The following is a 13,680-nucleotide window of genomic DNA, read 5'->3' on the forward strand; positions in this document are numbered from 1 at the left end:
CGGCGCCGATAACCGACGGCGCGTTGACCATGGTCAACGCGCCGTCGGCCTGGCTATGATGCAGGCCATGAATTCATCCCTGCCGATCCGCCATCCTTGCCCACCGGGCGCGTGCGACTGTCAGCGCGAGCAACTGCTGGAATCGCCCGGTAAGGATCAGCGCATCCTGATGCTGACCAAGAACGAGGAGAAACGCCTGCTCGAGCGCCTGGAAAACCTGGCCAGCCTCGAGGATCTCGAGCGTATGCAGCAGCGCATGGTCGAGCAGTTGGGCATTCGCGTCGAGGTGGCCCCGGGTTTCAACGAAGTGCGCAGCATGCGCGGCATTGCCATCGAAGTGCACACCTTCCCCGGCCTGTGTCGCAAGACCCGCCAGGCGATCCCTGCCGCCATTCGCCGCGGCCTGGAGCGTCGCCCGGAAATCGCCTACGCCCTGCTCAACGCCCACGACCTGTTCCGCGATCTGTAAACCCCGGTACCGCGGTGCTCAGAGGTTCTTGCACGGCACCTCGAGGGCCCGGTAGCGCGCGTCGAAGTCTTCGGCCAGGGACGCCACGCTAATTGCTGCCAGCCTCTGCAGCAGGAGCGCCTGGGCTTCGTCGAAGGCTTGCCCGAGGGCATGGTTGACGGCCTGCTCGACCAGGCAGGTGGGATTGTCGGTGGCCAGGCCGATGCTGAAGATCGATTGCGAACCCAGGGCCTGGTGAATGTCCAGCAGGGTGATCTCGGCCAGTGGCCTGGCCAGCGACCAGCCGCCGTTATGGCCCTTCTCGGAGGTCACGTAGCCCTTGTCACGCAACAGGCCCATGGTGCGCCTTACCACCACCGGATTGGTTTCCAGCATGCGCGCGATGGTCTCCGAGGTGGTGCGCTGTTCATGGCGATCCATATGGATCAGTACGTGCAGCATGCGGGACAACCGGGTGTCGTTTCTCATGGGCGTCTCGGCGTGGTGGTGCGATAGCGGCAAGTATGATTCGTAATGGTAAAAGTTACGAGAGGTTGACGGTCATCTTATATGTAACTTATGGTGTTTCGTGATGGCTCGGTCTTCTCCCGGGCCGCGCATGGAGGAGCAACGCCATGAGTTATGACGCAATCATCGTCGGCGGCAGCTATGCCGGCTTGTCCGCAGGCCTGCAGCTGGCCCGGGCCCGGCGCCGCGTGCTGGTCATCGATGCGGGGGTGCGGCGCAATCGATTCGCCAGCCATTCCCATGGGTTTCTTGGCCAGGACGGGCGCGCGCCCGACGATATCGCCGCCGATGGGCGCGCCGAGCTGATGGATTACCCGAACGTGACCTGGCAGGTAGGCGAGGCCACCGAGGTGCAGCGTGATGGCGAGGGCTTTCTGGTGACGCTGTGCGGCGGCCAGGTGCAGGCCGGGCGGCGGCTGATTCTCGCCGGCGGCGTGCGTGACGAGTTGTCGCCCATCGACGGCCTGGCCGAGCGCTGGGGGCGTCATGTATTTCATTGCCCCTACTGCCATGGCTATGAGCTCGACCAGGGACGCATCGGCGTGCTGGCGGTTTCGCCAATGTCGATCCACCACGCTCTGATGCTGCCGGATTGGGGCAGCACCACGTTCTTTCTCAATGGCGCCTTCGTGCCCGATGCCGAGCAGCTCGAACAGCTGGCGCGCCGTGGCGTGGTGGTCGAGCCGGACCCCGTGCTATCGATGAGTGGCGAGCGTATTGACGTCAACCTGGCCGACGGCCGTACGACGGCGCTGGACGGACTGTTCGTGATGCCGCGCACCCATCAGCACAGTCCATTGGCCGAACAACTTGGCTGCGAGCTGGTGGAAGGGCCGATGGGCCTTTACCTGCAGACCTCCGAAACCCAGGAAACCAGCGTGGCAGGCGTGTTCGCCTGCGGCGACGCCGCCCTGGCCGCCGGTTCGGTGGCGCTCGCCGTGGGTACTGGCGCGCGCGCGGGGGCAGGGGCACACCAGTCGTTGATCTTTCGCTAACGCGGATCAATGAATCGGCTCTGCCACTTCGGGCATACTGGTGCTCCCCCTTGGTAAGACCGAACGCCGCGCACCGATGACCGCTTTTCTCTCTCTGCTTCGCACCAGCGCACCACTGCCTGGGCGTGTTGCCAGCCATGTGCTGGTGATCGCCGCAGCGGCCTTGTTCACCCAGCTCGCCTGCGCCGAGGCCGATATCGCCGCCGGCGAGGCGCTATTCAAGCGCAGCTGCGGCAATTGCCATTACGTGGGGCCGGGCGCGCGCGCCGCTTTCGGTCCTCAGCTCAACGGCCTCTTTGGGCGGCATGCCGGCTCCACGCCCGACTACAGCTATTCGCCTGCCATGCAGCAAGCGGCGGTGGTGTGGGAGCGTGAAACGCTCAGTGCTTTCATCAAGGACTCCGACAGCGTGGTGCCTGGCAACAAGATGCGTTTTTGGGGCATCGGCGACCAGGAGAAGATCGACAGCCTGCTGCTCTACCTGCAATCCCATCAGGATCACTAGCCGCGCGCTCCTGGCGTCTGCAATCAATCTGAACGAAGCCCGCCGATACCGGTTCTGAATCTACAGAACCAGCGGACGGCCCGGCCGTTCGCGATCCTTCCTTTCACTCCCGGGATCGCTATGGCAGATGAACAACAGATCAACTGGTTGGTCGAGCAGTCCATGCTGCACGCCGCCCGCCAGCGCACGCGCCTGTATTCGGGCCAGGCCCGTTTGTGGCAACAACCCTACGCACTGGCCAGGCCACGCAGCGTTACCGCGGTAGCCTCGGTGTGGCTGGCGGTCTATCCCGCCTCGATCATCACCGCCCCCGAGGGCTCGGTACTCCAGGCGCTCGGTGACGAGCGCCTGTGGGCGGCTTTGTCCGAGCTGGGTGTGCAGGGCATCCACACCGGGCCGCTGCGCCGCTCCGGTGGTTTGCAGGGGCGCGAGTACACGCCCACCGTCGATGGCAACTTCGACCGCATCAGCCTGGAGATCGACCCGCGTTTCGGCAGCGAGGAGCAGCTGGTGCACCTGAGCCGAGTGGCCGCCGCGCACAACGCGGTGACCATCGACGACTCGATCCCTTCGCATACCGGCAAGGGTGCCGATTTCCGCTTGGCGGAAATGGCCTACGGCGACTATCCCGGCCTGTATCACATGGTGGAAATCGCCGAAGCCGACTGGGAGCTGCTGCCGCCGCTGGCCGAAGGCCGCGACTCGGTGAACCTGTCGCCGGCTACCGTCGATGCCCTGCGCGACAAGCACTACATCGTTGGCCAGCTGCAGCGGGTGATCTTTTTCGAGCCGGGGGTCAAGGAAACCGACTGGAGCGCCACCGGCGAGATCACCGGTGTCGACGGCAAGGTACGCCGCTGGGTGTACCTGCATTATTTCAAGGAAGGCCAACCGTCGCTGAACTGGCTGGACCCGACCTTCGCCGCCCAGCAACTGGTCACCGGCGAGTCGCTGCACGCCATCGACGTGATCGGCTCGCGGGTGTTGCGCCTGGATGCCAATGGCTTTCTCGGTGTCGAACGGCGCAGCCAGGGCAATGCCTGGTCGGAGAGCCATCCGTTGTCGCTGACCGGCAACCAGCTGCTCGCCGGGATGATCCGCAAGGCCGGTGCGTTCAGCTTCCAGGAGCTGAACCTGACTCTGGACGACATCGCCTCGATGTCCCAGGGCGGCGCCGACCTGTCCTATGACTTCATCACCCGGCCGGCCTACCAGCACGCGCTGCTGACCGGCGACGTCGAGTTCCTGCGCCTGATGTTGCTGCAGATGCACGACTTCGGCATCGATCCGGCATCGCTGATCCACGCCCTGCAGAACCATGACGAGCTGACCCTGGAGCTGGTGCATTTCTGGACCCTGCATGCCAACGACACCTATGTGTTCCGTGGCCAGAGCCTGCCGGGCAGCATCCTGCGCGAGCATATTCGCGGCGAGATGTACGAGCGCCTGACCGGCGAGCATGCGCCCTACAACCTGAAGTTCGTCACCAATGGCGTGGCCTGCACCACGGTGAGCATCATCACCGCAGCGTTGGGTATTCGCGACCTGAGCACCATCAGCGACGCCGATATCGAGCAGATTCGCCGCGTGCACCTGCTGCTGCTGATGTTCAACGCCATGCAGCCCGGCGTGGTGGCGTTGTCGGGCTGGGATCTGGTGGGCGCCTTGCCGCTGGAGGCCGAGCAGGTGGCCGAGCTGATCGCCGACGGCGATACCCGCTGGATCAACCGCGGCGGCTATGACCTGGTCGACCTCGACCCGGACGCGCTGCTGTCCGCCGAAGGCCTGCCACGCTCGCGGCAGCTCTACGGCAGCCTTAGCGAGCAGTTGCAGGATCCCCAGTCGTTCGCCTCCCAGGCGCGCCGGCTGTTCGCCGCGCGACGTTCCCATGGCGTGGCTTCCAGCCGGCAGATCGCCGTACCGGTCACGCAGCATCCGGCATTGCTGATCATGGTCCACGAGTTGCCGGCGGGTCGCGGCATTCAGGTCACGGCGCTGAATTTCGGCGCCGAGCCGATCGATGAGGTGATCATTCTCGAGCACGTCGAGCCAGGGCCGGTGGTGGACATCATCCACGAGCGGCTGCTGGGTGATCTGTCTGCCGAAGGCGAGCTGCATATCCAGCTCGAGCCCTATGAAGGGTTGGCGCTGCGGATCGCCAGCATGGCACCCGGTATCGCGCCAATGGATGGCTGAGCGTTATGCCTTCGGGAACTAAGCTCATAACCTTCGAATAGTTGAGCGCGCCTGGCGGCGCGCCGTATTGTCGCTATCCAGGCTGGCCGAGGGTGCTGGCCCATGCTGAGTTGAGGTTTCCATGAACGGCGAGTTTGCCATCTGCAGCGAAGATGGCGCCGAGGCTGATCTTTCATCGCGCCCCATCAACTGGGAGCTGGAACAGACCGTTGCCGGTCTGCGTGCAGCCCGCGCCGAGTGGCGCAGCCATACCGGTCGCAATTCGCAGTTGGGTGGTCGCGAGTTGCCCTCGCGGCAGGCCATGGCAGCGATTCTCAGCGGCCTGTGCGGGGCACTCTTCCCGATGCGCCTGGGCCCAACCGAGCTGCGCGAGGAAAGCGAGGATTATTACGTCGGCCACACCCTCGATCGCGCGCTGAACGCACTGGTGGCGCAAGTGCGCATGGAGCTGCGTTATGCCGCTCGCCAGCGCGGCGACCATACAGCCCAGGTGGATCATCAGGCCGTGGCCATCGTCCGCGACTTCGCGGCCGCCTTGCCAGCGCTGCGCCGCCTGCTCGACCAGGACGTGGTGGCCGCCTACAACGGCGACCCGGCGGCCCGCAGCGTGGATGAAGTGCTGCTGTGCTACCCCGGCGTGCTGGCGGTGATCTATCACCGCCTGGCCCACCACCTGTATCGCGCCGGCCTGCCGCTGTTGGCGCGCATCGCGGCGGAAACCGCCCACGGTGCGACCGGCATCGATATTCACCCGGGCGCGCAGATCGGCCACAGTTTCTTCATCGATCATGGCACCGGTGTGGTGATCGGCGAGACGGCGATCATCGGCAACCATGTGCGCATCTACCAGGCAGTGACCCTCGGCGCCAAGCGCTTCACCAGCGACGAGAGTGGCCAGTTGCACAAGGGCCAGCCACGCCACCCGATCGTCGAGGACGAAGTGGTGATTTATGCCGGGGCCACCATCCTGGGGCGCATCACCATCGGCAAGGGCTCGGTAATCGGCGGTAACGTCTGGCTCACCCGCAGTGTCGAGCCGGGTAGTAATGTGTCCCAGGCAAGCACGCAGCAAGGTGGTTGCTGATCCATGTCACAGGATTTTCACGCAGCTTGCATAGACTCGGTGCGAGACTAAAGAGAAAGGAAAAGAGAGATGGACGATTATCAGGAAGAGTTGCTCGAGTCCCGTGCTTTGGAGCAGGACGTGCCCGAGTTCGCCGAAGACGCCACCGAGCTGTGAGCCCGGCGGCCGGCTGGGGGTGAGCCCCACCACGATCAATACAAAAAGGCCCGATGCAGCTGCATTGGGCCTTTTTCATTGCTGCACCAAACCCTTTATTGGGTCAGGGCCTTGACCAGTGCGTTGAGGTTGCCTTCCAGTTCGGCGACCGGATCGTCGCTGTCGGTTGCCAGTACCAGCAGCGGCACACCGGCTGCCTTGATGGCTTCCAGCACCGGCTTGGGCGGGTTGCGGTGCGCCAGCACCAGGGCCACGTCATCGGCCTGCAGGCTACTGCCCAATGACTGCAGGGCGTCGGCATCCCAGTCGCGGTCATCTCGGCTGTCGCTGCTGACCAGGTCGAGGTTGAGGCCGCTGATCAGGTAGTCCAGGCGATCGCTGAGGCTGTACACCGACAGGTTGTCGGCCTTGGCCAGCTCGCGCTCGCTATGGGCGTTGAGCTTGAGCAGGCGCTGCTTGAGGGTGGCCAGGTTCTGCTCGACCTTGGTCTTGGCGTCCGGTGCCAGGCGCACCAGGTCGGCGGCCATCACGTCGGCCATGCGCCCCATGTTGTTGATCGCCAGCCACGGGTGGCCCGCCAGATCGTTGTCGCCGGCGCTTTCGGCCTGGATGGCGATGCCCGGCAGGGCGCCGTCTACCGGGCGGGCAGCGTCGATCTCGACGATGCGGATGTTGCTGCGTCTGGCCATGGGGTAGAGCGGGTCTTCGGCCCACAGCGAGCGCAGGCCGATGGCCGCGTCGGCGCCGCTGGCCACTTTCTGCAGCGCGGCGGCGCCACGCCCGGCGAAATACGACACCTGGCGGCTGGCCGGCAGGTTGGCCGGCGCGGCGCGTTCGATGTGCACCGCGGTGCCGTCGAGCAGGTCACTGGCCAGGCCGAAGGTGATCGGCTGCGATACCAGGACGGTGACGTCCTTGGCGAGGGCCAGGCCCGGCAGGCTGAGGAGCAGGGCAAGGCCCAGGTGGTGAAGTCGATGGGTCATCCCAGGTTCCCTTTCAAGCTTGGTACGACGCCGCGCGCGATGGCGGCGAGGGCGAAGGCGATACCGGCGATCATGATGATCGCGGCGCCGGAGGGGATCGGCAGATCCAGCACGATGGGCAGTAGGATGCCGAGCAGCGTGCTGACGGTGGCGATCAGCACCGAGAGCCAGAAGAAGCCTTTCAGCGACTGGCTGAGCAGGCGCGCGGCGGCCGCCGGAATCACCAGCAGGGCGCCGACCAGAATGGCGCCGATGACCTTGACCGCAGCCACGGTGATCAGCGTCACCAGAATCACGAACAGGTAGTCCAGGGTCTTCACGGCAACGCCGCGCACCGCGGCCAGCTGCGGGTTGAAGCTGGCCAGCATGATGCGGTTGTACATGGGCAGCGCCAGGCCCATGACCAGGCCGCCGACCACTAGCAGCACCAGCAGGTCGGTACCGTTGACGGTCAGCACCGAGCCGAACAGCACGTTTTCCAGAATGTGCACGTTGATGCGTCCGGCCAGCACCAGCAGCAGGCTGGCGCCCATGGCCAGGGACACCGACAGGAACACCCCGATCAGTGTGTCCGGGGCCAGGCCGGTACGATTGCGCAGGTAGTTGAGCAGGATGCCGAACAGCAGCGCGTAGCCGAACAGCGCGCCGTAGGGGCCGGTGTAGGGCTCGCCGAGCAGGATGCCGATGGCCACGCCGGTCAGCGCGGCGTGGCCCACCGCCTCGGAAAAGAACGCGAAGCGCTTGACCACCACCAGGGTGCCGAGGCCGCCCAGCACCGGGCCGATCAGCAGGCCGGCGAGCAGCGCATTGACCACGAAGCCATAGGCCAGCGCGGCGGGCAGGTAGCCGGCCGAGGCCCAGCCCTGGATCAGCAGGCGAAATTGTTCATAGTCGATCATGGCTGGGCGGCCTCCACAGTGCGGGCATGGGTGGAGAACAGGCCCAGCAGGCGCTCCGGGGTCAGGGCCTCGGCTGGCGGCGCATCGAACAGCACGCGGCGGCTCAGGCCGGTGACGCGGTCGGCCAGGCGCTTGACCGCCTCCAGGTCGTGCTCGATCCATAGCACGGTCATACCGGCGCGGCGCCAGTCGCCTAGCAGGCGTTCGAATACCTGGATGCCGGCTTCGTCGAGGGCCGACATCGGCTCGTCGAGAACCAGCAGTTGCGGCGTAGGGATCAGCCCCTGGGCCAGCAGCACGCGTTGCCGCTCGCCGCCGGATAGCGCGCCCATGCGCCGTTTGCGCTTTTCCAGCATGCCGACGCGAGCCAGGGCCTCGTCGATAGGTTTGCTGAAATGCTTGGACAAGCCAAGAAAGGCCGGCCGGCGCTGGCACATGGCAGCCATGAAGTCGTCGACTGTCATCGGCAGGCCGCGGTCGAACTCCAGGGCCTGGGGCACGTAGCCGATGGTGCCGACGGCGCCGGGCCACTGCAGGCTGAGCGTGCCTTGATGGGGCATCTGGCCAAGCAGGGTCTTGATCAGCGAGCTCTTGCCACCGCCGTTGGGGCCGACCAGCGCATGCACGCTGCCCGGACGCACCTGGAAGCTGACGTTGTCGAGGATCGAGGTGCGCCCCAAGACCAGGCTGACCTGCTGGAAATCGAGGGTCGGGCCAATGGCTTTCACGCCCAGGTTTTCGGCCGCGGTCATTGGCCGGCATCCTGGATGGCGCGCACCACGGTGTTCATGTTGTTGGCCATTTCCTTCTCGTATTTTTCGGCGCTGTAGTCGCCGTAGGAAATGTGGGACAGCGGGTAGAGCTTGACGCCGGACTCGCGCTGGATGGTGTCGACGTAGGTGGACGGGAAGTCCAGCTCGGAAAAGATCACCTTGACGTCCAGCTCGCGCAGCTGGTCGATGGTCTTTTTCAGCTGGCTCGGGCTCGGTTCGATGCCATGGGCCGGTTCCACCACCGCGGTGACTTCCAGGCCGAACTCACGCAGCAGGTAGTCGTAGGCCGCGTGCACAGTGGCCACGCGCAGGTCGGCGTCTGGTGCTTCGGTCAGTTGGGCGAGGGCATCGGCGCGCAGTTTGCGCAGGCGTTTGCCATAGGCGCGGGCGTTCTGGGTGTAGACCTTGGCGTTGTCCGGGTCGAGCTTGCCGAGCTCGCGGGCGATGTTGTTGACCTGGGCGATGGAAGCGCTGATCGACAGGAAGGTATGCGGGTTGACCACCTTGCCGGCACCCCGGGCGGCAATGCCGGTGGCCGCCAGCAGCGGCACGTTGGCATTGGCTTCGATCACTTCGATATCCGGCTTCTCGCTGGCGGCGATCATGCGGTCGGCGAAGTCGTCATGACCCACGCCGTTGAGCACCACCACGTCCAGGGTGCCGATGCGCTTGATGTCTTCGGCGCGCGGCTCGTAGGCGTGGGGGTTGAAGCCGGCGGGAATCAGCGGCACCACCTCGGCCTTGTCGCCGACGATATTGCTCACGTAGCTGTAGTAGGGGTGCAGGGTGATACCGATGCGCAGCTTGGCATCGGCCGCGCTGGCCAGGCCGAGCAGGAGCAGGGCGCCGATGCTCAGGCGTGACAGCAGAGGGCGTGCGCGGAAAAAGCGGGAAATGGGCATGGGCGGGCGGTCTTCTGTCGGGTGAGTCAGAGGTGATCAGTGGCGATGCTGCCGGGTCACACCTGCGTCGTACTGGGAGGCGATCTGCTGCCAGCCGGCAGCGATCAGGTCCGGCGCGTCGAGGCTGACGGGCGCGCTGGCGGTATTGCGGTTGAGCCACACGTCAGCCTGCTCGTGCTCGGCATCGAGGCGCATCAGCAGGGAGCCGGCAACCTCCAGCGCCTGGCTGGCGCCGAAATAGGCGGCCACGTCACCAGGCAGCAACTGCCACTGGTGGCTGCCGCGGCTGGTCGCGCTGGCATCATTCACGAAGGGCGGGAAGCCTTCGTCGGCCAGCTCAGCCGGGCTGAGCAGGGCCTGCTCTTCGTCACGGCGGATGCGGATCTCGTCGGCGGCCACGCGCAGGTCGGCGTAGATGCCCTGTTCGGCGGCGGTCAGGTCGCGGCGGGCGTCGATCTGGTGGCTGGCGATGGCGGTTTCAGTGTCCGTCTCGCCATGCCAGGCCACCACCGAACCGGCCGCCAGCACGATGACCAGGCACAACAGGAGCACATAGAGGGTTTCATGACCGGCACCGGCGGGGCGTACTACCTGAACCGTCATGGGGCCTCGATTTCCGTGTGGTCGATTTCCACGATATGGCCGGGGCCGGCGTCGAACAGCACGTAGAACTCACCCTCGGGCTTCTTGAAGGTCAGGGTCGAGTCCTCGGCCAGCTTGCCGGGCACCAGAATGCTCTCGTCGTAACCGATCACATCCAGGGTCACGCCGGCGGCGCCGCTGCCGTCGGAAAAGCCGCCGGTGCAGCGAATGTTCTCGGCGTCGAGTTCCTCGCACTGGCACATCGGGTTGTGGGCCAGGGCCGCGCCGCTGAGCGACAGCAGGGCGATAGCTGCGACGTTGCGCAGGGTGTTGGGCTTGATCATGGTTTGCCTCCTTGATGTTTCTGCAGCCACGCGACGGTGGATGGGGATGCCTGCTCGAGGGGTACCGCGGCCTGGTGCACGGAGCCGTCCCAGCCCTCCATGGTGATCCACAGTTCGGCGTCGGTCTTGGTGCGGGTCGGCAGCGGCACGGTGGCGCCCATGCGGTAGGCGCTGCCGAAGAAGATGCCGCCGGCGGCGCGCAGGCTGCGTGGCTTGCCGATGCGCAGGTAGGTGGCCTTGACCTGGCTGATGCATTCCTTGCACAGCGCGCCGGTAAAGGTCTTCATGTAGCCGGCCGGGCCGTCGAGCTCCGGCGGCGCGGCGCGAAATTCCGCCAGGGTGATCGACCAGGGGCCCACCGGTACTTCGCCAACCGTACGCTCGCCCAGGCCGCTGGTGCCGCGAAACAGCGCGACATCGGCGAAGTACTTGGGCATGAACCCCAGCGGGATGAGCACCAACAGGATGTTGATGTGGAAGCGCCACTTGTACCAGAAGCGGCTCAGTGGCGAGGCGGGTTGTGCTGCCATGGCCTTGCTCATGCCTTGACCTCCGAACTGTCGCTGAGGGCTTCTGCTGCACGGGTGCGCGCCGGGCGCTTGATTACCTTGGCGGTGGCCTGGGCGGTGCGCTTGGTCCAGATCAGCAGGCCGCTGAGCACCATCATGCTCAGTACCAGGCCGAAGAAGAACCAGATCATCTTCACCCACAGGCCGCCGAAGTCACCGGTGTGCAGCGGGCGCATGGACTCGGTAACGAACTCCAGCTTGGAGCGATCCTCGAGCAGGCGCTGCTGGGCCACTTCGCCGGTGTAGGGGTTGATCGAGGCGCTCTGCATCATCAGCGGGTACCAGCCGCGGCCGCCGACGGCGATATGGTCGTAGGCATTGCTGGGCAGGCGGGTGAAGCTGACGTCCAGGCTTGGAACCTTGTTGATGGCGATGCGCGCGGCTTCGTCCACGTCGAGCATCGGGATCGGCTCGCCGGGCCGTACGATCGGCACGTCTTCGCGGGCCACCACGGCGGGCACGCCCTCGGTGGAGATGGAAATCTGGTTATCGAACAGGATCGCCTGGATCAGGAACCAGATGCCGGTGATCGACACCACGGCGATGAACCAGATCGACCAGATGCCGCTCAGGCGGTGGAAGTCGCCCCAGAAGATCCGCGCGCCCTGATTGAAGCGCAGGCGCGGTTTGAAGAAGCCTTTCCAGAATTTCTTGTAGACCACCAGACCGGTGATCAACGACAGCAGCATCGGGATGCCCATCATCGACACCAGGTACCAACCCCAACTGAACCCGTTGGTGAAGGGCACCAGCCACCAGCCGTGCAGGGCGCGGGTGAACTGGCGGAAGTCGAACTCGGGGCTGATGCCCTGGATGGCGCCGGTGTAAGGGTTGACGTAGATGGTCGGGTTGCTGCCGTCCGGGTAGCTGACCCGCGCGGTGAGAGCGAAATGCGATTCGTCCGGGCGGCTGATGGTCTGCACCACCAGCTCCGGCTCGGCCTTCTTGATCTCGGCCAGCACCTGGCCAAAGGTCAACAGCTCGGCGTCATCGGACGGCTTGCTGGCGCGTACGTCCGGGTTGGCCAGCCAGACGATTTCCTGGCTGACCACTGCCAGGGTGCCGGTGACGCAAACGATCAGCACGAAGAACCAGATCGGCAGGGCGAGCCAGCTGTGCACCAGGAACCAGATTTTTGAACGCGACTTCTTGGACATGTATATCAGTCTTGTCTGAGCCCACGTGCGCTGCACGGTGAGCGATTTAGGTACGAACGAAGCCTCGCCAGCCCGGGCCAGCGAGGTGAACAAACCGATGAGGTGCCCGCCAGGGCGGGCACGAATGGATCAGTTATCTTCTAAGACGGATGAGAAGCGTAAAACCCGCAGCTGCAAATGAAAATAGTTATTTCATAGATTCAGATGTGCTGCTGGCCTGCCGATAGCGGCGGCGCATTTCCCCCGGGGGTTGCTTGAGCCAGCGTTTGAAGGCGCGCTGGAAGGCTTCTGCCGATGCGAAGCCGAGCAGGTAGGCGATTTCACCGAAGCTCAGCTCGGTGTCGCGTACATAGGCTACCGCCAGATCACGCCGGGTTTCATTGACGATGGCGCTGAATCGCGTGCCTTCTTCGGCCAACCGCCGGCGCAACGTCCAGGCCGGCAGCTGCAGCTGGCGAGCGATATCCTCCATGTCCGGTTCACGGCCATGCAGGCGCGGCCCGAGCAACTGGATGACCCGATCACGCATGTTTTGCGGGCGGGTCAGCCCCTGTAGCTCTCTCTCGCAAAGTTGTAACAATTCATGCCAGGTGCCGGGGCAATGCTGCGGATTACGCAGATTGAGGGTCTGCTGGTCGAGCCTGAGGCCATTGAAGTCCGCCTCGAAGCCAGGCGCGCAGCCGAACGCAAGTGGGTAGCTATCGGCATAGCTGGGCGGCGAAAATTCCAGGTGCAGAGCCTGGGCAACCAGGGGCTTGCCTGCCAGGGCGGCCAGTTGCTGCAGCCAGGTAGCCAGCACGCTGTCGACGACGAAACGGTTGTAGGCGTTGTAGGGGCCGATGGAGTGGAAGCGCAGCCAGGCGCCGGCGCTGTCTTCCTGCAGGCTGGAGCGGCCTCGATAGTTCGCGGCGTAAAGGGTTTCGAAGCGGATCAGCGTGCGGGCGGCTTCACGCACCGTGGGCGCCTGGGTCGCGGCAATGCCGGCCAGGCCAAGGCGGTGCAGGTAGGCGAAGCGGCCCATTAGCATGCCCAGAGCCGGCTCGCCGGTCAGCGTGATGGCGGCATGGCCCAGATGCATGTAACGCGGGATCGACAGCCGCGCCCGCGGTTCGGCGAGGCGCGCGGCGTCGAAACCATAGTGCTCGAGCAGCGGCTGCGAAGCATGGCCAAGGTGCTCGACGGCGTCGGCCAGGCTGTGCAGGTAGCCAACGGAAAGATCGCCCAGGCGGATGGCGGCAGGTTTCATCGATTAGGTCGCGCAGGAGGGTTCGCCAGCCTAGCCCGGTCATTGGCTGTGCGCCAGATGCGCTGTCATTTATGATCATTGATTTGTCATTTACGATCATTGAGTGGGTGCATCTGCTTCACTATCGTTTAAGAACCTGTTCAAGTCTCGCGAGCTAGAGCAATGCAAGGCGAAAACAGGCGAGGACGCGGAGTTTACGAGCTGTAAATGAGCAGTCCGAGCCTGTTTTTAACGCTGCAGTGCCGACGCGCAGCAGACTTTGAACAGGTTCTAAGCCATACGACCGCTGCCCGCGCAGGTGGCGGCAACCTCC

15 protein-coding genes are annotated in these 13,680 nt (G+C 64.9%); 5 read left to right on the forward strand and 10 right to left on the reverse strand.

Translation table 11 applies throughout. The annotated features are described in order from the left end of the window. Window positions 1–67 precede the first annotated feature (67 nt). Entirely contained in the window at window positions 68–469 is a 402-nt protein-coding gene (locus BM154_RS13005; protein WP_074885336.1) for a hypothetical protein, read from the forward strand. A gap of 18 nt (window positions 470–487) precedes the next feature. Here the strand turns inward: BM154_RS13005 and BM154_RS13010 are convergent, their stop codons facing one another. Further along, complete coding sequence (locus BM154_RS13010; protein WP_074884377.1) at window positions 488–937, reverse strand: Rrf2 family transcriptional regulator; 450 nt, start codon at window positions 935–937, stop codon at window positions 488–490. A 146-nt stretch (window positions 938–1,083) separates the two neighbouring features. Here BM154_RS13010 and BM154_RS13015 point away from each other — a divergent pair, with 146 nt between their 5' ends. From BM154_RS13015 to epsC, 4 genes are all read left to right on the forward strand, one after another. After that, window positions 1,084–1,971: an NAD(P)/FAD-dependent oxidoreductase gene (locus BM154_RS13015; protein WP_074884381.1), complete on the forward strand. Its 888-nt coding sequence runs from the start codon at window positions 1,084–1,086 to the stop codon at window positions 1,969–1,971. 76 nt (window positions 1,972–2,047) lie between these two features. Further along, window positions 2,048–2,476, forward strand: coding sequence for a c-type cytochrome (locus BM154_RS13020; RefSeq protein WP_074884384.1), 429 nt, complete (start codon window positions 2,048–2,050; stop codon window positions 2,474–2,476). A 120-nt stretch (window positions 2,477–2,596) separates the two neighbouring features. Beyond that, a complete protein-coding gene (gene treS / locus BM154_RS13025; RefSeq protein WP_425272833.1) occupies window positions 2,597–4,672 on the forward strand; it encodes a maltose alpha-D-glucosyltransferase in 2,076 nt (691 codons plus the stop codon). A gap of 121 nt (window positions 4,673–4,793) precedes the next feature. Continuing rightward, window positions 4,794–5,756: a serine O-acetyltransferase EpsC gene (gene epsC / locus BM154_RS13030; RefSeq protein ID WP_074884390.1), complete on the forward strand. Its 963-nt coding sequence runs from the start codon at window positions 4,794–4,796 to the stop codon at window positions 5,754–5,756. A gap of 251 nt (window positions 5,757–6,007) precedes the next feature. Here epsC and BM154_RS13035 read toward each other — a convergent pair whose 3' ends face one another. From BM154_RS13035 to BM154_RS13075, 9 genes are all read right to left on the reverse strand, one after another. After that, complete coding sequence (locus BM154_RS13035; RefSeq protein WP_074884393.1) at window positions 6,008–6,895, reverse strand: metal ABC transporter solute-binding protein, Zn/Mn family; 888 nt, start codon at window positions 6,893–6,895, stop codon at window positions 6,008–6,010. Beyond that, window positions 6,892–7,791: a metal ABC transporter permease gene (locus BM154_RS13040; RefSeq protein WP_074885339.1), complete on the reverse strand. Its 900-nt coding sequence runs from the start codon at window positions 7,789–7,791 to the stop codon at window positions 6,892–6,894. The genes BM154_RS13035 and BM154_RS13040 overlap by 4 nt, the downstream gene beginning before the upstream one ends. Beyond that, window positions 7,791–8,546, reverse strand: coding sequence for a metal ABC transporter ATP-binding protein (locus tag BM154_RS13045; RefSeq protein WP_074884396.1), 756 nt, complete (start codon window positions 8,544–8,546; stop codon window positions 7,791–7,793). Before BM154_RS13045 ends, BM154_RS13040 begins: the two co-directional genes overlap by 1 nt. Continuing rightward, window positions 8,543–9,469 (reverse strand): metal ABC transporter substrate-binding protein, encoded by a 927-nt coding sequence (locus tag BM154_RS13050; RefSeq protein WP_074884399.1) that lies wholly within the window; start codon window positions 9,467–9,469, stop codon window positions 8,543–8,545. Before BM154_RS13050 ends, BM154_RS13045 begins: the two co-directional genes overlap by 4 nt. 36 nt (window positions 9,470–9,505) lie before the next feature. Further along, on the reverse strand, window positions 9,506–10,072 hold the full coding sequence (locus BM154_RS13055) for a DUF6162 family protein (RefSeq protein ID WP_074884402.1): 567 nt from the start codon (window positions 10,070–10,072) through the stop codon (window positions 9,506–9,508). Next, on the reverse strand, window positions 10,069–10,395 hold the full coding sequence (locus tag BM154_RS13060) for a hypothetical protein (RefSeq protein ID WP_074884405.1): 327 nt from the start codon (window positions 10,393–10,395) through the stop codon (window positions 10,069–10,071). Before BM154_RS13060 ends, BM154_RS13055 begins: the two co-directional genes overlap by 4 nt. After that, on the reverse strand, window positions 10,392–10,937 hold the full coding sequence (locus tag BM154_RS13065; protein ID WP_074884408.1) for a thiamine pyrophosphate-binding protein: 546 nt from the start codon (window positions 10,935–10,937) through the stop codon (window positions 10,392–10,394). Before BM154_RS13065 ends, BM154_RS13060 begins: the two co-directional genes overlap by 4 nt. Continuing rightward, window positions 10,934–12,121, reverse strand: coding sequence for a PepSY-associated TM helix domain-containing protein (locus BM154_RS13070; RefSeq protein WP_074884411.1), 1,188 nt, complete (start codon window positions 12,119–12,121; stop codon window positions 10,934–10,936). Before BM154_RS13070 ends, BM154_RS13065 begins: the two co-directional genes overlap by 4 nt. 187 nt (window positions 12,122–12,308) lie before the next feature. Beyond that, window positions 12,309–13,367 (reverse strand): AraC family transcriptional regulator, encoded by a 1,059-nt coding sequence (locus BM154_RS13075; protein ID WP_074884414.1) that lies wholly within the window; start codon window positions 13,365–13,367, stop codon window positions 12,309–12,311. Window positions 13,368–13,680: the final 313 nt, after the last annotated feature.

Source organism: Phytopseudomonas argentinensis (assembly GCF_900113905.1).
Classification (GTDB): Bacteria; Pseudomonadota; Gammaproteobacteria; order Pseudomonadales; family Pseudomonadaceae; genus Aquipseudomonas; species Aquipseudomonas argentinensis.

Bases quoted from the DNA above. Each gene is read 5' to 3' on its own strand.
- BM154_RS13005 (WP_074885336.1), top strand. From the start codon at position 68: ATGAATTCATCCCTGCCGATCCGCCATCCTTGCCCACCGGGCGCGTGC.
- BM154_RS13010 (WP_074884377.1), bottom strand. From the start codon at position 937: ATGAGAAACGACACCCGGTTGTCCCGCATGCTGCACGTACTGATCCAT.
- BM154_RS13015 (WP_074884381.1), top strand. From the start codon at position 1,084: ATGAGTTATGACGCAATCATCGTCGGCGGCAGCTATGCCGGCTTGTCC.
- BM154_RS13020 (WP_074884384.1), top strand. From the start codon at position 2,048: ATGACCGCTTTTCTCTCTCTGCTTCGCACCAGCGCACCACTGCCTGGG.
- treS (WP_425272833.1), top strand. From the start codon at position 2,597: ATGGCAGATGAACAACAGATCAACTGGTTGGTCGAGCAGTCCATGCTG.
- epsC (WP_074884390.1), top strand. From the start codon at position 4,794: ATGAACGGCGAGTTTGCCATCTGCAGCGAAGATGGCGCCGAGGCTGAT.
- BM154_RS13035 (WP_074884393.1), bottom strand. From the start codon at position 6,895: ATGACCCATCGACTTCACCACCTGGGCCTTGCCCTGCTCCTCAGCCTG.
- BM154_RS13045 (WP_074884396.1), bottom strand. From the start codon at position 8,546: ATGACCGCGGCCGAAAACCTGGGCGTGAAAGCCATTGGCCCGACCCTC.
- BM154_RS13050 (WP_074884399.1), bottom strand. From the start codon at position 9,469: ATGCCCATTTCCCGCTTTTTCCGCGCACGCCCTCTGCTGTCACGCCTG.
- BM154_RS13055 (WP_074884402.1), bottom strand. From the start codon at position 10,072: ATGACGGTTCAGGTAGTACGCCCCGCCGGTGCCGGTCATGAAACCCTC.
- BM154_RS13060 (WP_074884405.1), bottom strand. From the start codon at position 10,395: ATGATCAAGCCCAACACCCTGCGCAACGTCGCAGCTATCGCCCTGCTG.
- BM154_RS13065 (WP_074884408.1), bottom strand. From the start codon at position 10,937: ATGAGCAAGGCCATGGCAGCACAACCCGCCTCGCCACTGAGCCGCTTC.
- BM154_RS13070 (WP_074884411.1), bottom strand. From the start codon at position 12,121: ATGTCCAAGAAGTCGCGTTCAAAAATCTGGTTCCTGGTGCACAGCTGG.
- BM154_RS13075 (WP_074884414.1), bottom strand. From the start codon at position 13,367: ATGAAACCTGCCGCCATCCGCCTGGGCGATCTTTCCGTTGGCTACCTG.